The following is an 18,996-nucleotide window of genomic DNA, read 5'->3' on the forward strand; positions in this document are numbered from 1 at the left end:
GTTCCTTGGTCGCTTTGCCTTGACGCTTGGCTTCGCGGGCGAATGCTTCGCGGAAGGCGGCATCGCCGGTGTCGATCAAAAGTGTTTCGCCGGTTTCGGGGTCTTCAAGTTCCACGAGGCCTGCGGGCGGGAGTTCCATTTCGCGCGGGTCCACCACAGAGACGGCGAGCACGTCGTGGCGTTTGCGCAAAATCTTGAAGGCGTTTTCGAAACCTTCGTCCAAGAAGTCGCTCATTACCACGACTACGGCGCGGCGGTTCAGAATCTTACCGGCGTACTCAAGCGCCACCTGCGTGTTGGTACCGTGATGCTGCGGCTTGAAGTAAAGGATTTCACGAATGAGGCGTAATACGTGCTTGCGGCCCTTCTCCGGCGGGATGAACAGTTCAACCTGGTCGGTGTAGATGAGCAAGCCGACTTTATCGTTGTTCTTGATGGCGGCAAAGGCGAGGAGCGCGGTCAGCGTTGCCATGACTTCGCCCTTCATCTGCTTGCCGGAACCGAATTCCGAAGAGCTGGAGGCATCGACCATCAAAAGCATGGTCATTTCGCGCTCTTCGATAAACTTCTTGACGTAGGGGGTGCCGGTTCGTGCGGTCACGTTCCAGTCGATGGTACGTACGTCATCGCCGGGCATGTATTCGCGGACTTCGCTGAACTCCATGCCGTTGCCCTTGAACGAGCTGTGATAAGCACCGGTCATCACGGTGTCGAGTGCGCCGCGAACGGAAAGTTCGATGCGGCTGACAGTCTTTAAAACTTCTTTATCAAGCATTTTTTAGTCTCTTTCGAGAGGGAATATACAAAAAACAATATGCTAGAACAATTGTTTTTTAGGGTTGAATTCTATGGTTTTACAGTTTTTTGAATTAAGAGTATGCGGGAGGGGACCACGCTCAGAGTTGCGAAGGCCGCCCGGTCCCCTCCCTGCACCCTCCCCTTCCCCGGCCGACGCTCCCATTCTCACGCCCGGAGGATTATATTGCCTATGGCTGGGAAAATTTCGCGCAATTGGTTATGGAAAAGCAGGGCTGGGAAATGCAGGGGTAGGGAATGCTGGGATGCTTTTTCAAGGATTTTTTTTTCTTTTTCCCCGGCTGGCGCTTCTATTCTCTTTTTACAGGCGGATGCCGGTGTCGCGCTGGGTCGTGGTTGTGCAGGCGGCGTGGAAGGCTTGCTCGCTTGCGATGATAGTCACGGTTTTCTTGGCGCGGGTGATTCCGGTGTACAGGATTTGGTTTGTCAGGAGGGGGTGGCCTTCGCGTGTGGGGAGGAACATCATCACGTGGTTGTATTCGGACCCCTGCGATTTGTGGATCGTGATGGCGAATGCGGGTTCGATGGCGTCTGCCGGCAAAAGCGAGAGCGGGTAGAACTCGAAGCGTTCGCGCTTTATCATCAGGTACGGCCGTCCATCTTTGAAAATGACGATTCCCGTGTCGCCGTTGTATAGTTTGTACATCGACTGGTTGCGCGTCAAAATGAGAATTTCGCCCGGGAAATACTGGTTCGCGGGGGATGTAGGATTGCCGCTTGCTTTGGCGTATTGCTGCCGGATTCGCTTGCAAGCGGCTTGGTTCAGTTTTTCCACTCCGCGCGGCCCGCGACGTTCCGCCGACAGGATTCGTTTTTGGAGGGACAGTTCCCACAGGCGGTTGCAGGCGGGTTTGTCTTCGAGGTCCATCTCCTTGGAGGCGGCTTCGGCAAGGGCGGGCATTTCGGCAAAGTCCTTGACCCACTCGTTTACGAGAACGGCAGTGGCGTTTTCTTCTTCTTTTTTGGTTCCGGTGGTGGCGTTGATGAACTTGACTGCATCACCGGATTCAAACGGAATGTCAGCTTGGTTCTGGATGGCCTTGGCGAGTCTGCCGATTTCGGAATCGTCGGTAAAGCGGTTCGATTTCGTGAGCTTGACGACAAAGTTGCGCGTCGTGTTTTCGGGTTTGAGAATTTCGCCGAGAACGGCCCCCGCTTCGACGGAAGGCAACTGGTACGGGTCGCCCAGCACGAAGATTCTTGAACCTTCTTGGATGGCTTGCAAGAATGCAGCGAAAAGCGAGATGTCTATCATGCTCGCTTCGTCGATGACGAAGATGGAATTTTTGCCGAACGGATTCTTTTTGTTGTAGCGGTATCCCCCGTCGTTGGGGGTGTACTTGAGCATCCTGTGAATCGTGCTGCTTTCGAGGTTGCTTAACTTGTTTAAAATGTCGGCGTGGTTTTCCCTTTCGTTAGGCTCAATTTCGCCCAGGCTCCCGACAAGGCTTTCGCGCATGCGGTCGGCCGCTTTGCCACTCGGTGCGGCGAGATAGATTTCGTAGTCGAGATATTCCGGGTGGGATTCCAGCATGCACCAAAGGATGTACAGCACGACGGTTGTCTTTCCGGTGCCCGGCCCGCCTGTGATGATGAGGTTTTCGCTTTGCCCGCGGATAATGGCTTCGGCTTGTTCCCGGTTCACGAGGAATTTGCCTTCGGGGTTACTTTTGTTTGCAAACCGGAGATTCTTCGTGTGGATTTGGGCGATTTTTTCGATGCAGCTCGCGATTGCCGATTCTGATGGAGTGGATCCGTCGGTGAATAGCGTTGTGGCGGTGCGCTCAATGATGCGCTTTGCTTCAAAGTATTTCGCGATGTACAGGTAGGTGGTGTTGCCAGACTTGCTTGCGACAAAAAGTTTGGAATTGACATCGTCGAAGACTTCGCTGTCTTCAGGTTTCCAGTCAATGATGCTTTCGAACTTTTGCTTAAGAATGGCGGCGATGGCGCTTTCGATAATCGGCTTGAACTCGCTGGCGTCGCTGAATTTTCCGGCTTCGAATTCAATGGAATCGGTGTCGTAAAGTTTGAGTAGCCCGTTCCATTTCTGTGCCCATTTGTTGTAGAATGAGTCGGTATCCAGAGCGAATTGTGTGTTGCCGTCGTCTTGCAGCGAAAGGACAAGGTAGAGGAATTTCTGCACGCATTCCGGGAGGTTCGGCTCCGCTTGCGTTATAAACCGGTGCAGGTGTACATTGATGGGGGCGATGACTTGGCTCATTGTTCGTCCTCCACGGTTTCTTTGCGTTTGCGCATGAGCTTGCGGATGTTGCTGTAGGATTTTTGCAGCGCATCAAAATTTTCCCAAGTATGCGCGTAGATGCCGTTTTCGGTGCCTGCCTTGCAGCCGCGCAGAAATACGTAATACATTCCACCGAAGAACTTGTCGTAAATTTCGGATTCCGTGAGCGGGGTGTTGCTGTTGCCACTGTTGCCTGCTCCGTAGAACTGCTTGAGCCACTTGATGAGACAGTAGCTGTAGAGTACGCGTTGAACGGAGTAGTCTTCGTCTACTTTTTTCTGTATGCTTGCTGGGCTGTAATCGCCGTCTGCCATGACGTCGGATTTCCAGTCGACGATGGAGAATCGCAGTTGTCCCTGTGTGTCGTGGCGCATGAACACTAGGTCAATAAATCCCTTGCAGATGCTTTGCAGGTATTCGCTTGCTTCACCGTTGTCGTCGGTGGTGGCGTTCAGGTTGAACTGGACTTCGGCTTTTCGGCTGTTGTCGTCGAGGCTCGTCAACTTGAAACTCGCTCCGCTTCTGTGTCCAGCTTCGATAGCGGGCAGGCTTGCATTCAGCGTGTTCCAAACGATATCGAGCGTGTGGCGAGTCCATTCGTCCTTGTGGTCCCAAATGGGCAGGGACTGCTTCTTGAACGTTTCCTCCACGAGCATTGAAAGCTCTGCGGAGCCGTACATGGATTCTGCATTCTCGTGGCTCAAGCCAATTTCTTTGAACTTGCTGAGTTCAAAAATTTCGTGGAGTGCGTTACCGATTTTTGAACCGCGCGGGTATTTGATTTCGGCTTCGATTTGCGAAGCGTCGGGCCCGATATCTTCGCCTGCGTAATAGTTTGCCTCGGCACTTCCTTCTTTGTCAAGGTTTGCCTCTTCGTCGATGCTGAGCGAGGATTCTTTTTTGCCGGCAAGTGTGCTGTAGGAATGTTGCATGATGCCGAGACGGGCAACCTCTTTTTGCAATGCCTGGATATGCTCTTTTTGTTTGCTTTCTGCGTCAAGCCCTTCTTCGCTTTGCTCCCCGAGCAATTCTTTTGCGGTCGCAAGAATGTTGTCTTGAATGTTGCTCTTTAATAGACGTTCGGTCGGAATGTCCCATTCTTTTGCTGTTCCCATGATCTCAAAGAGATTTTCGTTCTTTTCATCGGAACAGAAACTCTTCAGGGAATTGGCGAGGAAGCGGAAATCTTCTTTGGGGGTGTCGCCCTCATCGTACCAGTTTGCATAGCGGGGGAGCACTAATATTGAGGATGCTCGAGTGAAGTCGACATAAAAGAGTCTTGACCATTCTTCCAGTTCCTCGGCTTGGCGGGCATTCTTTGCGTTTTGTCCGTAGCCTAGGTGGATGGAATCGCTTTCATGGTACAGGTATGGCCCGTCCGTGTTTTTGTTCAGTTGTTTAAACCCTGCGACCGAAATGACAACGGGGAATTCTAGACCTTTGGACGCGTGAATTGTCATGACTTGGACGGCGTCAAAATCTGAGCCCTTCGCGACAAGGTTGCTGTCCTGATCGTCGGCATCGCCCGAAGAAATGGAGAGATTTTGCAGATGCCGGATAAGGTCGTCTAAAGTGCAACTATGGTTGTACAGGTAGTTGATGGCGTAATTCCCGATTTGGCGGAGCTTCGTGAATTCCTGTAACTTGCTCAAATCAGAAAGGCGCTTTTCCACTTCACTTTCGGCGTAGATGCTTTCTTGCATTTCGGCAAAGCGGCGTTCGCTCGCGAGTTCTTTCCAGTGGCATATCATCTGCCGTGGCTTGCTGAACGGGTCATCGAAAAATTCACTTTCCACATCGCTCAAGGCTACAGCGAAAAAGTCGGTAATCAACACTTCGTTCAAAATGCGCCTGTTCCATGCCGAAAAATCGGTGGCATTGATTGCCTTGAACAGCGAAATCCATTCGGCACATTCACGCCCGTAAAAAAGATTGCTGTCTTTATAACGCGTGAAGGGAACACCGGCGAGTTTCATGCAGGTCTCAATATTTTCCATCTCGCTTCTGGAGCGCGCGAGAACGGCGAAATCCTTGAATGTCACGTTGCGGTAGATGTCTTCGCTGTTTTTGGGATTCTTGTTGAAAACTCGTAGTTTTGTCCGCTTGCCTTCTTTTGAATCGACAAATGTGCAGCAGTCAATAATTTTTTCAACGCAAGTTTGTGCAAAATTAGTGCTGTTGACGCTATTTTCAGATATCCAGAAGGGTGCGATATCATCCCAGGAATCTGTTTTTGCATCGTAGAATTTTGCATCCGGTTTCTGGAGTGCTTTTGCTTTCGGATTGTCGCCGGGTTTGTTGCCGGGTGCATAGGAGCGTTTGAATTCTACACTGTTGCCAAAGAAATCCTTACATTCAAAGAGGTTGTTGCATGCCTCGATAACGGAGTTCGTGGAACGATAGTTGTGTTCCAAGTCCTTGCGGTTGCCAATCTCTTGGGTGGCCTTGTGGTAAACGTTTACATCGGCACCTTGGAAACTGTAGATGGATTGCTTGGGGTCGCCCACCACGAAAATGGAATGGTTGTTGGCTTTCAGGAAAATTTCCTTGAAAATGTCCCATTGCAGCTGGTTCGTGTCTTGGAATTCGTCGATGATGGCGTAGCGGTATTGTTCGCGGAGTCTGTTGCAAAGCTCGCTTTCTGCCCCGTTTTCACCCTTCTTGAGGACGGCGCTGTGGACGGAGAGAATCATGTCGTTGAACGACTGCTCTTTGTTTTCGTTCTTGAACTTTTGCCATTCGTTGAAAAGCGGTTTTATCTGGCTGTAAAGGAATTTCTGGATTTGTGCCTGGAGAATCGTGTTGGGCAAATCGTTAAACTTATCCTTGAAATTCTTGAAGAACAGGAAGGCGTTGTAAGCTTCGTCAGGCCACGCCTCAATCGTTTTCGTGGTTGAGAAAGTCTTTCCGTTGAACAATGCTTTCCCGTTGGTCCATTCCTTGAGCGCATTGATGAAATCGCTGACTTTGTTTTTGCCGGTTTTGGTAAAACTGAGGTCGGAATACTTTTCCAAGGTGGCCAAATTATCGGCAATTTCTTTGTTGCTTAACAGGTCGGCAAAATTTTCCGGGATTGTTTCGAATGGACTTTCTTCGGCGTTGTCGAGGCCGATGGTTTCCTTCCCGTCGGCGGTTTCTCCTTTGTACATGTTGATTGCCGAGGAGAGCCTATCCGTGAGCGATTCTTCGAGCGAGTCTGCTGCCGGAGCGTTTTGCAGAATCGTCTGGTAGAGTTTGTTGCTAGGCCATTTGTCGCGTGCCCAAGCGCTTATCATCGCCTTTACTTCTTTGTCGTCGACCATGGCGAGGTCGAATGGACGCCCCGCTTCGTAGGCGTATTCCTTCAGTGCTTTTTGGCAGAAGGAATGGATTGTGAAAATGGCGGCATTGTCAACATCGCGCAGGGCTTTCTCGAATTTCTCGGCGGTAATGCGATCGGTCCCTTCGGCATCGAGGACTTCTTCCATCTTTTTACGGATGCGGTCTCTCAGTTCGCCTGCTGCTTTTTCGGTGTAGGTGACGATGAGGATTTTCTTGAGCGGGCAGCCTTCATCAACAAGCTGGGCCACAACCTGTTGGATGGTGTAAGTTTTGCCCGTTCCGGCAGAAGCTTCGATGAACAGGTTTTTACGGGGGTCGATGATTTTTTCAATACTCATCTTTTGGCCTCCGTATTCTGTGGCGCACCGATTTCTATGCGGAACAAATCTTTTTGCCTTTTGGCTTCGGTGAACCATGCTCCCGATTCACCGTTAAAATCGTTTTGCGGGTCGAACCCTGTGTCTTTTCGCTTGTCGAGCAGGTGGCGCTTTTCGAAATAGGCCCAGGCGTTGCTCAGTTTTTGGGTGTAGTCGGCGAAGTTTTCTACAGTCTCGTCAACCATGTCGATGGGGACGGCCTTGGAATATTTCTTTTGGAATGCCTTGTCGTAAAGTGCGGAGAGTGTTTCTCGTGCCTGCTTGGGTGTCATGCGGACCTTTGCTCTGCTGGGCTCGTGCTCCTTGACGCTGTAAATGGAAATGTCTACGGATTCGGCTTCGTGAGAATCTTTTTGCGCAATCAGGGCGAGGGCGGCCACATACGGGCCTGTGTATTTGCTGTTCTTGAAATACTTTTGGCCTGCTCTGCCCCTCATTTTTGAGGTCGTGATGCTCGTAATCTTGTTGCGCTCGCCGTTGCACCAGTCAAGGGCTCCCAATAGAGTCCACCGCGTTCCATCGGGTTGTACAATCGGGAGTTCTATTTTGTCTTTATATGTCCAGTTTTCGGTTTGGCTTGCCGGAGAATCTGGGAATTCTGCCATTTGCTCCAACAATGCGTTTTTGCGACGTTCGGCAACCTTCCACAATTTTTCTCCATATTGCCCGTCGGGAATTCTGCCGCCCAATTCAAGGTTTTTACGGAGTGCGTCGAGGTCTTGCTTGTTCCCGGTAATGGCTGCGGCCACCATGTTTTTCATGAGGGAACTTTGTTCAAGGCGGTCAAAGTCAATGGGCTCGAAAACTTCGTCGTCCAAATGGGCCGTGTCTTCGTCCATTTGCATCATTTGCGAGACGCGGAATTCGATGGGGTCGTCCAAGAAACATTTTAGCTGGTACAAGCTGACGCGTCCTGGGCATTTGTCGATAGAGCCCGGCAGATTGCCGTAGCCAGAAGTAGAATCTCCGTGGGCCACTCTCTTATTGTAAACGGACTTGTTTCGGAATTCTTTGGAGGTGAACAACTCGCTGTAGGGGCGTTTCTCGTCGAGCGGAATTTCTTGCTGCTTCCATAGCTTTTCGGCGAGTAATTTTGCCTCCATCGCAGAGATGTCTTTGCCAATGGCCTTGAAACTCTGCTTGATGGCAATCTTGAGGAAATTCCTGATGTCGTTTACAACGGAGGAAGGATAGAGTTCTTCGTCTTTGACAATATTTTGGTTCACGTAGCTGATGTGGAAACTTTCTTTTGTACACATCAACTGGCACAAAAATGCGTAACGGCGTTTGGCGATGGGGGAGTCGTCGCCGGGCCAAGGGGCTACGGCTTTGCGTAAATCCAGTGTGTTCTGCGTCTTGCTGCCGGGGAAACTTGTGGAATCCGCCCCGATAAAGAACAAATGCTTTACAGGGATAATTCTGTTGGGGATGAATTTGGAGAAAGTAATCCCGTTGACAAAAAGGTTCCCGCAACTGTATTCGGAACTTTCGGCGGCACCGCAAAGCGTTTGCGAAATGCAGGCCCACGAAATGTATGGAGCTCCAGCATCAAATTGGATGCGGAGATTTTCGATAGCTGCTGTCACGTTCTGGAAAACGATGGTTTCGCCTGCAAAGCCCTCCGGCGGGTTCGGCATGGCGACCCAGTTGTTCAGGAAATTCACGATTTTGTCAAGTACGGCGGGCGTCACGGCGGGCTCGTTCTTTGCAAGCGCTATCCATTCGCCGAGTTCTTCGATGCCGTCGGCAAAGCGGCTCAGTGCCGTACTGTTTGCGCTCATCATGTCGGCGTAGGGGAGGCATTCTCCATCGCCAATGTCGATGGTGTGCGTGCTGAATCGCGATGCAAGAATCCGGCGCAGATTTTTTCCCCAGTCGTCGCTTTTTGTGCGTGTGCGGAAGGTGCTTGTGTTCCTGACCCATGTTTCCCAGGCGCTCACGTTGTCGTCGGTGATGCGGCGGGTATTTTGCACGACAGGGTTGCGGATTAGGCTGAAGAATGCGGGACGGTTCAGGCTTCCGGCTTGCTGTACTTTAAAAAGTGCTTCGAGTGCTTCGGCCGTGAGTGAACTTTTTGCGGGCGAATCGACAATCGAAAACGGAATATCCCTTTCGGAACTCTGGTCAAAAGCTTGATAGATAGCGGTGCGGTAGTCGTCCAGGCAGGGCGAGAAAACGAGAATGTCGCTGATGCGGTTCACCGGATTGCCTTCAGCGTCTTTTTCGGCGAGCAGCTTGCAGATTTGCGTATGGAGCGCGTCCATCTCGCGTTCCCTTGTCGGGGCGGCGGTGATAGTAAAGCTGTTGTCTTGCGGTGATTCCGAGGATTCGTCTTCGGGCAGGCTGTCGAGCAAGCTTGGCAATTCGTTTTTGCGGCTTGCAACCATGTTTTGCACCTTGTGCAAGAGTGTGTCCATGGGAATCGCTTCACCTTCTCCAGAATCAGCATCTCCGGCGAATTCAAAATCGTAATCGGCGGCTTGGCACCACAATTTGATATTGTCGCGTCCTGATTTTCCCCAGTAACACAGGAGTGCATTCTCGGAGGAGGAATCTACACCTTGTTCGGAATCGTCTTCTTCGGGGTCGGCTGATTCGTCGAGGTGTGTGCGCAAGCGGTCGCGGATGCTTTCCGGGATGGGTCCCGATTCGCCTTGCCATTCGCCGTTTCGTGAAAGCCATTTGCGGTGAATGTCTCCGCACGGCGTGCCCGCATCTTCCCAGAATTCCATGCACGGGTTCTGTATGTAGGCGTAGACTTCGTGTTTCTCGGCAAACTTTTGCAAAATGACGCGGTAGAACTGCCCCATGCCCGTAAGCCCAAAGATGAACACAGGCAGGGGCCCGTCTTGACCCATAAACTGTTCGCAGTGGAATTGCCCATCGTGGTTGTCCATGCAGTCTTTGAACAGGAAGGGGATAGTCAGGTACGTTGTATTGAATTCTTGCGGATGGTTTTCGTTTTTCCGCTGGTTCATGGCGTCGAATGCGCGGGTCAATAGCGAAGGCTTGTCCCCGTGCTGGTGGAAAACCTTGGAGTACAGCGTGCGCTGCCATTTTTCGCGGTCGCCCCCGTCAAAGAAATCTCGCAGGTTGCCTTGTTCCCAATGGTCAAGAATTCCTTCGGCGAGGTCTCCGGCTCCACCTTTCCGGATAAAACCCGTCGGCCTTGAGGTCTCGTATTCCAAAAAGAGCGATGCCATCTTCCCGCAAAGGTCAAAGAGGTGCTGTTCGTCCAGTTTGCCATCGGTTTCCAAGTAGCGGACAACTTCGTCTCCGAGCAGGTGATAGTTGTGCTTTTCGGCCTTGGCGTCTTCTTCGCTTACATCGTTATTGCCGTAGAGGTATGCCCAGATAACGTTGCGGAGCAGGTCGGCATTCAGTTTCTTTTTCGTGTTGTCGTCGGGGCAGAGAATCTTGAGCAGGAACTTGTCTATCATCATGGAATTCAAGTTCGCGAGCGTCCCGCACTTTTTGACCCAGTGCAGTCTGAACCACTGTTCCAGTTTTGGGTCCGGAAAAATCACCACGGGTGTCTGGAACGGGTTTCCCCAGGAACCCTTGACGGCCTCGATGAGTTCGTCGGCAAGGTCTTCTAGGTTCAGGGAAAATTTCAGGTGCAGCATACCGACAATATATTTAAATCGGGACCGCAGAAACGATTAGCTTTGCGCTTCTTCGGAAGATTTGCCTGTGATGTCGCTTATTGCAAATACGGCGTGGTCCTTGTCAAGGCCCCAGAAAATTTCGATGCGGAAGAGTTTGCACGGTGTCGTAGAAACATCGCGGAACGTTGTGGAGTAGGACCCTTCCTTTTCGAGGCGCGAACGGATATAATCGGGCTGGATGTATTGGATTATCCTTGCTCTGTCGTCTTCGTGAACGTTCTCTACGATGAAGTTTTCCGCTGATTTCATATAAGTGAGGCTGCCATCGTAGTAGCGGTCCGTGACTTTTTCTCCTTGGAATGTCGTAACCGATTTGTTGGCCAAGTCGGCGTAGTAGGCAACGGCGTAGCGCTGGGTGAATGCCTTGGCAAATGTCCTTGCGTTTTCGTAAACGGCGCGGTTCACTTGCTCGTTTTCAAAATTGACAATGTCGTTGATATCGACGAGGCCGACTACGATATTGGAGGGGTTGTTCTCGCTCACGATGAACTTCGCATTGTGCCAGCAGTAACCTTTTTCCAGTTTAACGCGGCAGCGGAACTTGATGACTTTTTCTTTGCGGAGTCGCTCAAGGAACGATGGATGCATGCCTCCCTTGAGGTATTCCGGAAGATCGCTTGGATGGACAATCCTTTCCATGAAAAAGTTGAAGTTGTCCACCGAGAATGTGTTGGGCGGAGTCTTGTGATCGACGGCGATAATTCCCTGCATGAACTTGGCCGAAGTATGGATTCGCGTGACTTCGTTGTTCTCGAGGTTGATATGGCTGATGTAATCGAAATCGTCGGCGAGGCCTGCAAGCACGGATGTAAGTTTCTGTGTTTCTTTTTCCGAGGAGATTTCTTCTACGCTCAAGACAACGCATTTTTCGCCGTTCTTATTATACCCGAGAACAGCCTTGCTCCGTACCCAGAAGACTTCGCTTGCGAGCAGCCACCGGGCTTCAATGGATTCTGGCTCCCCTGTGACTAAGATGTGCATGAAGTTTTCTTTCGAGAAGAACCTGTGACAGGGAATCCGGTCTTGTTCGTGGACGAGCGAGTCGAAAATTTTTGCAACGCTAGAGAAAAAATCATCCGAGAACGTAAAACGCATCGCAAGGGAATCTAGGTTTGTATTCCTGTTGCGGACGGTGTGGTCGAAGGCTCCCGTGAACGGGTCGATGAAATACAGTTCGTTGATATTGTCGGCGAGGGCGTTGAGGTTTTCCAAGTCGTTGCTTTTTTGCTTTATCGTTTTCGTGACAGCGGTAATTTCGTTTTCGATAATCTGTCTGCCGTTCTTGGTGATGATGGCGGCAATGAACAGCAATGCGCCCAAGATGAATGTGGCCTTGGTGTCAAAGAGGGCGACCGTCCCGAAAACGGATGTAAGGTCGAGGTTCTCGGCAGCGAGATTGACCGCCTTGTTCAGTCCGAGGAATCCCGGCGAGACGTTGAGGACGACATCTCCGCCGAATTCAGCGAGATTTAGGTCTATTAGCCCGGAGTAGATGCTGATGGGGATGAGGCAGAAACTGAAGACAATGGACCAGAAAATGGAAATCAAGCCAATCTTGATAGTGAACCAAAAATCGTAGTAGCGAGTGGCGATGATGAGCGGGCCTGCAAAAAGGACCCATTCCATTTGCCCGAACAAAGTCGAGACAATGGTGGCTAAGGCGAGTATGTACAGCGAGATGACCCACTTGAGGAATGGACCTCTGCCGTTTCGTTGCTTGATGAGGAGGAACAGCAGGATGCGAATGATGTTTCCCGAGATGATGAGGGGGAGGAGGAGGTCGAACGGGATGAACGAGTCAAGAAGCAGGAGCATGAAAACCAGGGCAACCGAGATGATGCAGATGATGAGCATCAGGTTCCCCACAAGCAGGTTTGCTTCGCTTTCGTTCCTGTTGAGTATTTCGTCGGATGTCGTCATTTATTCCTCTTTGCCACAGGTTCCTGCCATAATAAAATAATCTTTTTTTCCTATATTCAAAACGCAAAACGAGGTTTTATTATGGAAATTAAATGGCTTAATCCCGATGCGAAGTTTGACCGCCTTGTGCTGGCGGGCGATATTGGTGGTACCAACACGAACCTTGGCCTGGTCGGCTACAAGGACGGCAAGTTTACCCTGATTCTTGAAACGGTGTGCCCCTCCAAGGACATCGACGGCCTCGAAGCGCCCATCCGCGAGACCCTCAAGATTGCGGCCGAGAGCAACGCTGCCCTGAAGCCGAGCCACATCTGCATCAGCGCCGCTGGCCCTGTGGGTTGCAACAAGTGTGTGATGACGAACCTCCCGTGGTGCGTTGACGGCGAAGCCCTTACCGCGGCGACCGGCATCCCGACGCTTGTCATCAACGACTTCATGGCCATCAGCTACGGTATCCCCACACTCGACGTGGACGACCCCAAGCAGATTTTCAAGCTCACGCATACCGATGGCAGCCAGCCCGCTCCGCAGAAGGCGACCAAGGCGGTCATCGGTCCGGGTACCGGCATGGGCGTTGGCTTCCTCGCTTTCGATGGCGAGAAGTACATCCCGGCCTGCTCCGAAGGTGGGCATTCCACGTTTGCCCCGTTCGACAAGGATTCCCAAGAATTCCACGACTACATGGAAAAGAAGATTGGCACCGTGCCGGGCGTGGAACCGCTCGTCTCGGGCATGGGGCTGCGCAACATGTACGAATGGTGGAAGGAAACCCGCGGCGTTCCCGACAACGAGGCCTTCAAGAAGATTGAAGAAACCGAACCGAACGATCGCCCCAAGTACATCAGCCGCGCAAGCGATACCGATCCGGTGGCTGCCGAGATGATGCGCCTGTTCGTGAAGATGCTCGCCCGCTTTGCAAGCGACGCTTCTACATTGTTCTTGCCGCTGGGTGGCCTCTATCTGGCTGGTGGTACGGTGCAGAAGGATTTGCGCTGGCTCGAACGCGACAACCTGTTCATGCAGTGGTTCGAGAAGAACTACAACCCGAACATCCGTCCACTTTTGAACAAGATTCCGGTGTACATCATCAAGGATTACAGCATCAGCCTATACGGTGCTGCGAATGCAAGCTTGAATCTGCAGAAGTAGTAGATTTTCTTAATCTTTGCAAAAATGGCGGGCTTCGGCCTGCCATTTCGTTTTTCGCCCGAGTCCGCGTTTGTTTTTTTGCCTTTCAGAAGATATATTTAAAGCATCTTTGGGTTAACAGGGAACAAATGGAGTTGGTCTTATGGATTCTTTCTTGAAAGGTCTCGTTTTTGCCTCGTTTTTTGGGGTATGCTTCTGCACGAACGCCTTCGCGCAGACCAAGGTCGTTGTCGACCCGTCTAAGAAGTACCAGGTTTTCGAGGGCTGGGGCACGAGCCTCTGCTGGTGGGCTGTTCTTGTGGGTGCCTGGGATGAGGCGAACCGCGACAAGTTCCTGGGTGCCGTCGCCGACCCCGACACGGGCTTGGGTTACAATATTTTCCGTTACAACGTTGGCGGCGGGGACCAGCCTGGTCACAATCACCTTACGAAAGGTGACGGCGGCGGCAAGGTTCCCGGTTACAAGCCGACAGAGAAGGGCGACTTTGACTGGACGGCCGATCCCGCCCAACGCGGCGTCGCCCTCAGCCTCAACAAGATGGTCAAAGACCCGATTTTTGAGGCCTTCAGCAATTCCCCTCCGTGGTGGATGACCAAGAGCGGTTGCGTCTCGGGCAGTAACGACGGTTCCGACAACCTGAAAGAAGATTATTTTGACGATTTCGCGGATTACCTTTCTGAGGTGGCGCTCCACTTCAAGACGGAATGGGGGCTCACGTTCCGCACGGTCGAGCCGTTCAACGAACCGAGTGCCGGCTGGTGGAAATCGAATGGCGGCCAGGAGGGGTGCGGTTTCAAGAACAACCAGTCCAAGATGATTGTGGAACTGGGCAAGGCACTCAAGAAGAAGGGACTCTACCCGGAAACGTCCGTGAGTGCGGCCGACGAGACGTCCATCAAGCAGGCGCATGACCAGCTGGGCAATTACACCTCCGAGGCGCTGTCTTACTTGGGCCAGGTGAACACGCACAGCTATTCCGACGGCAGCTACCGCAAGCAACTTTACAACCGTGCCTTCAGCATGGACAAGCGCCTTTGGCAGTCCGAGACGGGCCCGCTGAGCAAGAACGGCGACGAGCATATCGCGCTGTGGATGGCGAATGTGATTATCCAGGACTTGCGCGACCTGAAGGCCGAGGCTTGGATTGACTGGCAGATTGCCGACCCCGCCGAGAACTGGCGTTCCATCAAGGCGGACCACAAGAAACAGACATTCTCCTACATGCCGCGCTACTACATGCACGCTGCGTTCAGCCGCTACATTCGCCCGGGTTCGCGCATTATCGATAGCGACAACGGCAACACGGTTGCCGCCCTGCGCCCCGACGGGGCGCTGGTCATCGTCGTGCGGAACAGCGGTAGCAGCGACGTGAAGTACAACTTCGATTTGAGCAAGTTCAAGAAGTTAGGGACAACGGCGAAGGTCGTGCGTTTCGAGCTGCCGGGCAGCCTCAAGCCGGCTGACGATATCGCCATCAGCGGCACTTCGCTTGCGATGACGGCGAAATCGAATACCGTCACGACGATGGTTGTCGCGGATGTGGAAGGGACGGATTGCACTCCGTCGGAGGTCATCTCTTACGTAAAAATCCACAATGGCGACTGGGAAGAATCTAAGGATGTGTCGCTCAAGAAGGGCGATTCCCTGGTCATCGGCCCGCACCCGTACGAGGGTGGTCGCTGGAGCTGGACCGGCCCGAATGACTACTATTACCTGGGCCGCGAAGCCCGTTTCAAGAACATGGACGGGACAAAGAGCGGAATCTACACGGGCAAGTACGTGAACCCGTCGGGCTGCGAGACGGAATTGAAGGTCAAGGTCGTGGTGGACGACCCGGAACACCCCTATGTCGAGAAGCCGCCTGAGGACACGTCGACAACAGCCTTCAAAAACGTGCGGCTCGCTTCCCTTGTCCGTGCCTACAGATTCGGGGACGGGATTCGGGTGACGGGCACAAACGGCGGATGGACTGTGTTCCGGATGTACGACATGCAGGGGATTCCTGTGAAAACGGCTGAATTTGTCGGGGACGGGATTGTCCAAATGGGCCCTGCCCAGCCACGCGGACACTATGTCGTCCAAATTCTCGACAGGTCGGGCATGCGTTTGTTCGAAGGAATTGTTCGATATTAAAAGGTTTTCTTGTTGCGAATTTGATATAGATTGCTTATATTAAATTACATGAACAAGAAAACTCTCATTACTTTGCTTTTAATTCTCGTCAGTGTCCTCATGATCACGTTCTTCGTGATGGACTGGCTCGTGTTTTACCGCTGCGGCGCCGTCGAGCAATGCCTTGTCGAAAGCAGCAATTACCAGAATATCGCCAAGTTTGCGGTTACCGGCATCATGACGGTCATCGTATTCTTCATTGGCGGTAACTGCCTGTGCAGACGCGACCGCAACTTTCTACAGGCCGGCTTCGCGATGGCCTTGTGTGCAGACTTCTGCCTCAAGATTCTGCACAATTATTCCCACTTTCTGGACCACCGCAGTGACTACACATTGCTCGGCATCTGCTTTTTCATGGTGGTGCAGGCCTTGTTCATTTACCGCCATACGCGCATGAGCGACACGGACAACAGTTCCCCGTGGATTCTTTGCATCCCGTTTGGCGTCATGTTCCTCGCGAATGCGCTGCACCTGTTCCGCATTTTCGAGGGCCCGACGGTCCCGATTGTCGCCACCTACGGCGCCTTCCTCATCTGCTCGCTGATTGTCGCTTGCAAGGTGCCCAAGAAGGGGTATTTCCCCGAAAAGAACGCCAGGAATATCAAGCGCGGCATGATCCTGTTCTTCTGCTGCGACGCCTGCGTTGGCCTTTCGCTGGCTACGGGCGAAGACCATAGCGTCCAAGAAATTGTCGCTACGGTCGCAAACAACTTTGTGTGGTATTTCTACACCCCGGCCCTGATTCTGTTGGGCCTCAGCGGGTATAAGAGGAAAGGGTAAGTAGGAAGTAGACAGTAAGCAGTGATTAGTGGTTGGGAGGCAGCAGGTTTGTCATTGCGAGGGGCGAAGCCCTGAAGCAATCTCCGTCAGAGAATCTAGAGATTAGGATCTAGGGGCTATGAGGTGTGAGACCCTAGCCTCATTGCTCACAGCTCATCGCTCATTGCTCACAGCTCATTGCTCGCGCCTCGCGCCTCGAGCCTATCCCAGATACTTTTCGCCGCTTTCCACGCTCTGGTAGATGAGCGTGTTGATGGTCATGGGGCCCACGCCGCCGGGGACCGGCGTGTAGGCGGATGCCACGTTGTCGAGTCCCTTTTCGATGTCGCCGACTCCACCCGGATGGTAACCGGCGTCGACCACGACCGCGCCCTGCTTGATCCATTCCTTCTTGATGAACTCGGGCTTGCCCACGGCACCCACGAGGATGTCGGCCTGCTTCACGAATTCGGGGAGGTTCTGCGTCTTGCTGTGGCAGATGGTCACGGTGCAGTCGGCATTCAAAAGCATCATCGCCATCGGCTTGCCCAGAATGGCGCTGCGGCCGACGACTACGGCATGCTTGCCTGCGAGCGGGATGTTGTAGGCCTTCAAAAGGCGCATGATTCCGGCGGGAGTCGCGCATCCGTAGGCGGGCTCGCCCATCGCCATGCGGCCAAAGCCCAGGCAGGTCACTCCGTCCACGTCTTTGCGGGCGTCAATGGCCTCGAAAGCGGCGCGTTCATCGATGTGGCGCGGGACTGGGTGCTGCAGCAGAATGCCGTGTACGTCGCGGTTGTCGTTCAATTCCTGGATTTTGTTCAGCAGTTCCTCGGTGGTGGTGTTCTTGGGGAGCACCACGCGGATGCTTTCCATGCCCACGCGGGCGCAGGCGTTGCCCTTCATCTTCACGTAGGTGGCGCTGGCCGGGTCGTCGCCCACCAGGATGGTCGCGAGGATGGGGGTCTTGCCCGTTTTTTCCTTGAGTTTCGCCACGCGGGCGCTGAGTTCTTCTTCAGTGGTCTTGGCGAGGGCCTTGCCGTCGAGGATGAGTGCTGCCATAAGGTCTCCGTTAGGGCGTTTTTACCCGTTTTTCGGAAACAAAGATAGATATTCTGGGAATAAAAAAAAGCCCCCAAAGGGGCTAATAAAGGTGAAACGCTTTCGCTGTGTTAACTTGCCGACCCAACCTCTCGGTTAGATCAGGGTGTCAAGCACTGCGGGGACAATGATGCAAACAACGACCCACGGGTACGAAAGGGAACCACGGAGCCACCCAGTGCGGAACCCGGTGCGGGCGAATTCCACCTTGTGAATGTTTTCAGGATTCTCGACTGAGCCCTGGACGGATTGGTCCAACAGGTCTTTCACGCTTTCAATCGAGGAATCGAACAAACGCTTCTGGCTTGTCGCATTTTCGATGATGTGTGCAAAATTGTTGTACATGGTTTTTTCCTTTAAAAAACCCAATCCTTTCCTAAAGATAGAAAAAAGTTACAAAAATCAAAGGGGTTTGTTGAATTTTGTTTACGTTTGTGCTTTTTGCGTGTTTTAACTCACGGAATTGCCGTTTTTTTTGAAAAAAATGCGGTTGGTATTGTTTTTTTAACCATCATTTTGGTTTCATTGTGACGAACATCATATATTATCCTACATTTATAGTGTGAAATTTGGCTGATCCTAACCATGTTTGAGGGAATATGAATATAATATGCAAGTCCTCCGCTCTTGCCGTTTGTGCAGGTCTTTTTGCCTGCGGCGGCTCCCAGAAACCGGCTGTTGAACCTGCTTCGGCCGATTCCACTGCGGTACAGGCTCCGGCTCGCCTAGATACCCTGATTACCGATCAGGACCGGTTCAGCTATGCCCTCGGAAAAGATTTGGGCCGGGCCATTGCCAATGTGAACGTCCCATTGCGGATGGATTTGGTCAAAAAGGCCATTGACGACCAGTTGGATTCGACGAAAAAGTCTCTAATGAGCGATTCTGCTTCTGAGGCGGCTCTTCAGGACCTGCTTTTGCGCATGCAGCAGCAGAAGGAGGCCGAGGAAAAGGCTGCGGCCAAGAAGAATCTTGACGAACAGGTTCAGTTCCTGGCGAAGAATATTTTGGATTCTACGGTGAAAACGACCCCGAAGGGTGTGCAGTACAAGATTCTCTTGGACGGGCCGGGAATTACCCCAAAGGCGTCGGACAAGGTCCAGGTGCATTACGTGGGTGCCCTGCTCAACGGAAAAGAGTTTGATAACAGCGTCAAGCGTGGCGAACCCATGGAATTTCCGGTGAATGCTGTCATCGAAGGTTGGCAGGACCTCCTTATGATTATGCACGAAGGCATGAAGGTGAAGGCCTGGATTCCTAGCGAACTCGCTTATGGCGCGGAAGGCGTTCCTCCGTCAATTCCGCCGAACTCGCTCCTCGTGTTCGAAGTACAACTGTTGAAGGTCTATGCTGAAAATCCGGAACCGCTGCCTGCAGCCAGTGCTCCGGCGGATTCGGCTGCCGCTCCGGCGGCTGCTCCGGCAGACCCTGCGGCGAAACCCGCCACCAAGAATTAATTTATGGTTG

11 protein-coding genes are annotated in these 18,996 nt (G+C 52.4%); 4 read left to right on the forward strand and 7 right to left on the reverse strand.

Annotated features, from left to right (window positions below):
• From Q0Y46_RS02130 to Q0Y46_RS02150, 5 genes are all read right to left on the reverse strand, one after another.
• The coding region (locus Q0Y46_RS02130) for a DUF58 domain-containing protein (RefSeq protein ID WP_297944330.1) at positions 1-775 on the reverse strand (775 nt) is incomplete at its 3' end.
• 342 nt (positions 776-1,117) lie between these two features.
• On the reverse strand, positions 1,118-3,040 hold the full coding sequence (recD, locus tag Q0Y46_RS02135) for an exodeoxyribonuclease V subunit alpha (RefSeq protein WP_297944333.1): 1,923 nt from the start codon (positions 3,038-3,040) through the stop codon (positions 1,118-1,120).
• Complete coding sequence (locus Q0Y46_RS02140) at positions 3,037-6,720, reverse strand: UvrD-helicase domain-containing protein (protein ID WP_297944336.1); 3,684 nt, start codon at positions 6,718-6,720, stop codon at positions 3,037-3,039. Before Q0Y46_RS02140 ends, recD begins: the two co-directional genes overlap by 4 nt.
• Positions 6,717-10,385: an exodeoxyribonuclease V subunit gamma gene (locus tag Q0Y46_RS02145; protein WP_297944339.1), complete on the reverse strand. Its 3,669-nt coding sequence runs from the start codon at positions 10,383-10,385 to the stop codon at positions 6,717-6,719. Before Q0Y46_RS02145 ends, Q0Y46_RS02140 begins: the two co-directional genes overlap by 4 nt.
• 36 nt (positions 10,386-10,421) lie before the next feature.
• Positions 10,422-12,347, reverse strand: a complete 1,926-nt coding sequence (locus Q0Y46_RS02150) for a hypothetical protein (protein ID WP_297944342.1) — start codon at positions 12,345-12,347, stop codon at positions 10,422-10,424.
• Positions 12,348-12,428: 81 nt separating this feature from the next.
• Between Q0Y46_RS02150 and Q0Y46_RS02155 the strand changes: the two genes are divergently transcribed.
• The 3 genes from Q0Y46_RS02155 to Q0Y46_RS02165 all read left to right on the forward strand — a co-directional run bounded on the left by Q0Y46_RS02155 (position 12,429) and on the right by Q0Y46_RS02165 (position 16,449).
• Positions 12,429-13,496 (forward strand): glucokinase, encoded by a 1,068-nt coding sequence (locus tag Q0Y46_RS02155; RefSeq protein WP_295680972.1) that lies wholly within the window; start codon positions 12,429-12,431, stop codon positions 13,494-13,496.
• A 142-nt stretch (positions 13,497-13,638) separates the two neighbouring features.
• Positions 13,639-15,630 (forward strand): glycoside hydrolase, encoded by a 1,992-nt coding sequence (locus Q0Y46_RS02160; protein ID WP_297944346.1) that lies wholly within the window; start codon positions 13,639-13,641, stop codon positions 15,628-15,630.
• A gap of 48 nt (positions 15,631-15,678) precedes the next feature.
• The gene (locus Q0Y46_RS02165; RefSeq protein ID WP_295680977.1) at positions 15,679-16,449 is read left to right on the forward strand and encodes a lysoplasmalogenase family protein; all 771 of its coding nucleotides are present in this window, start codon (positions 15,679-15,681) and stop codon (positions 16,447-16,449) included.
• A 201-nt stretch (positions 16,450-16,650) separates the two neighbouring features.
• On the opposite strand, the gene folD is transcribed toward Q0Y46_RS02165, so the two are convergent.
• Both folD and Q0Y46_RS02175 read right to left on the reverse strand, forming a co-directional pair.
• On the reverse strand, positions 16,651-17,490 hold the full coding sequence (folD, locus tag Q0Y46_RS02170; RefSeq protein ID WP_297944349.1) for a bifunctional methylenetetrahydrofolate dehydrogenase/methenyltetrahydrofolate cyclohydrolase FolD: 840 nt from the start codon (positions 17,488-17,490) through the stop codon (positions 16,651-16,653).
• 135 nt (positions 17,491-17,625) lie between these two features.
• On the reverse strand, positions 17,626-17,874 hold the full coding sequence (locus Q0Y46_RS02175) for a hypothetical protein (RefSeq protein ID WP_295680978.1): 249 nt from the start codon (positions 17,872-17,874) through the stop codon (positions 17,626-17,628).
• Between the two features lie 254 nt (positions 17,875-18,128).
• On the opposite strand from Q0Y46_RS02175, the gene Q0Y46_RS02180 reads away from it, so the two are divergent.
• Positions 18,129-18,986 carry an FKBP-type peptidyl-prolyl cis-trans isomerase gene (locus Q0Y46_RS02180; protein WP_295680981.1) on the forward strand — a complete coding sequence of 286 codons (858 nt, stop codon included), beginning with the start codon at positions 18,129-18,131 and terminating at the stop codon, positions 18,984-18,986.
• Positions 18,987-18,996 lie beyond the last annotated feature (10 nt).

Source organism: uncultured Fibrobacter sp., from assembly GCF_947305105.1.
Classification (GTDB): Bacteria; Fibrobacterota; Fibrobacteria; order Fibrobacterales; family Fibrobacteraceae; genus Fibrobacter.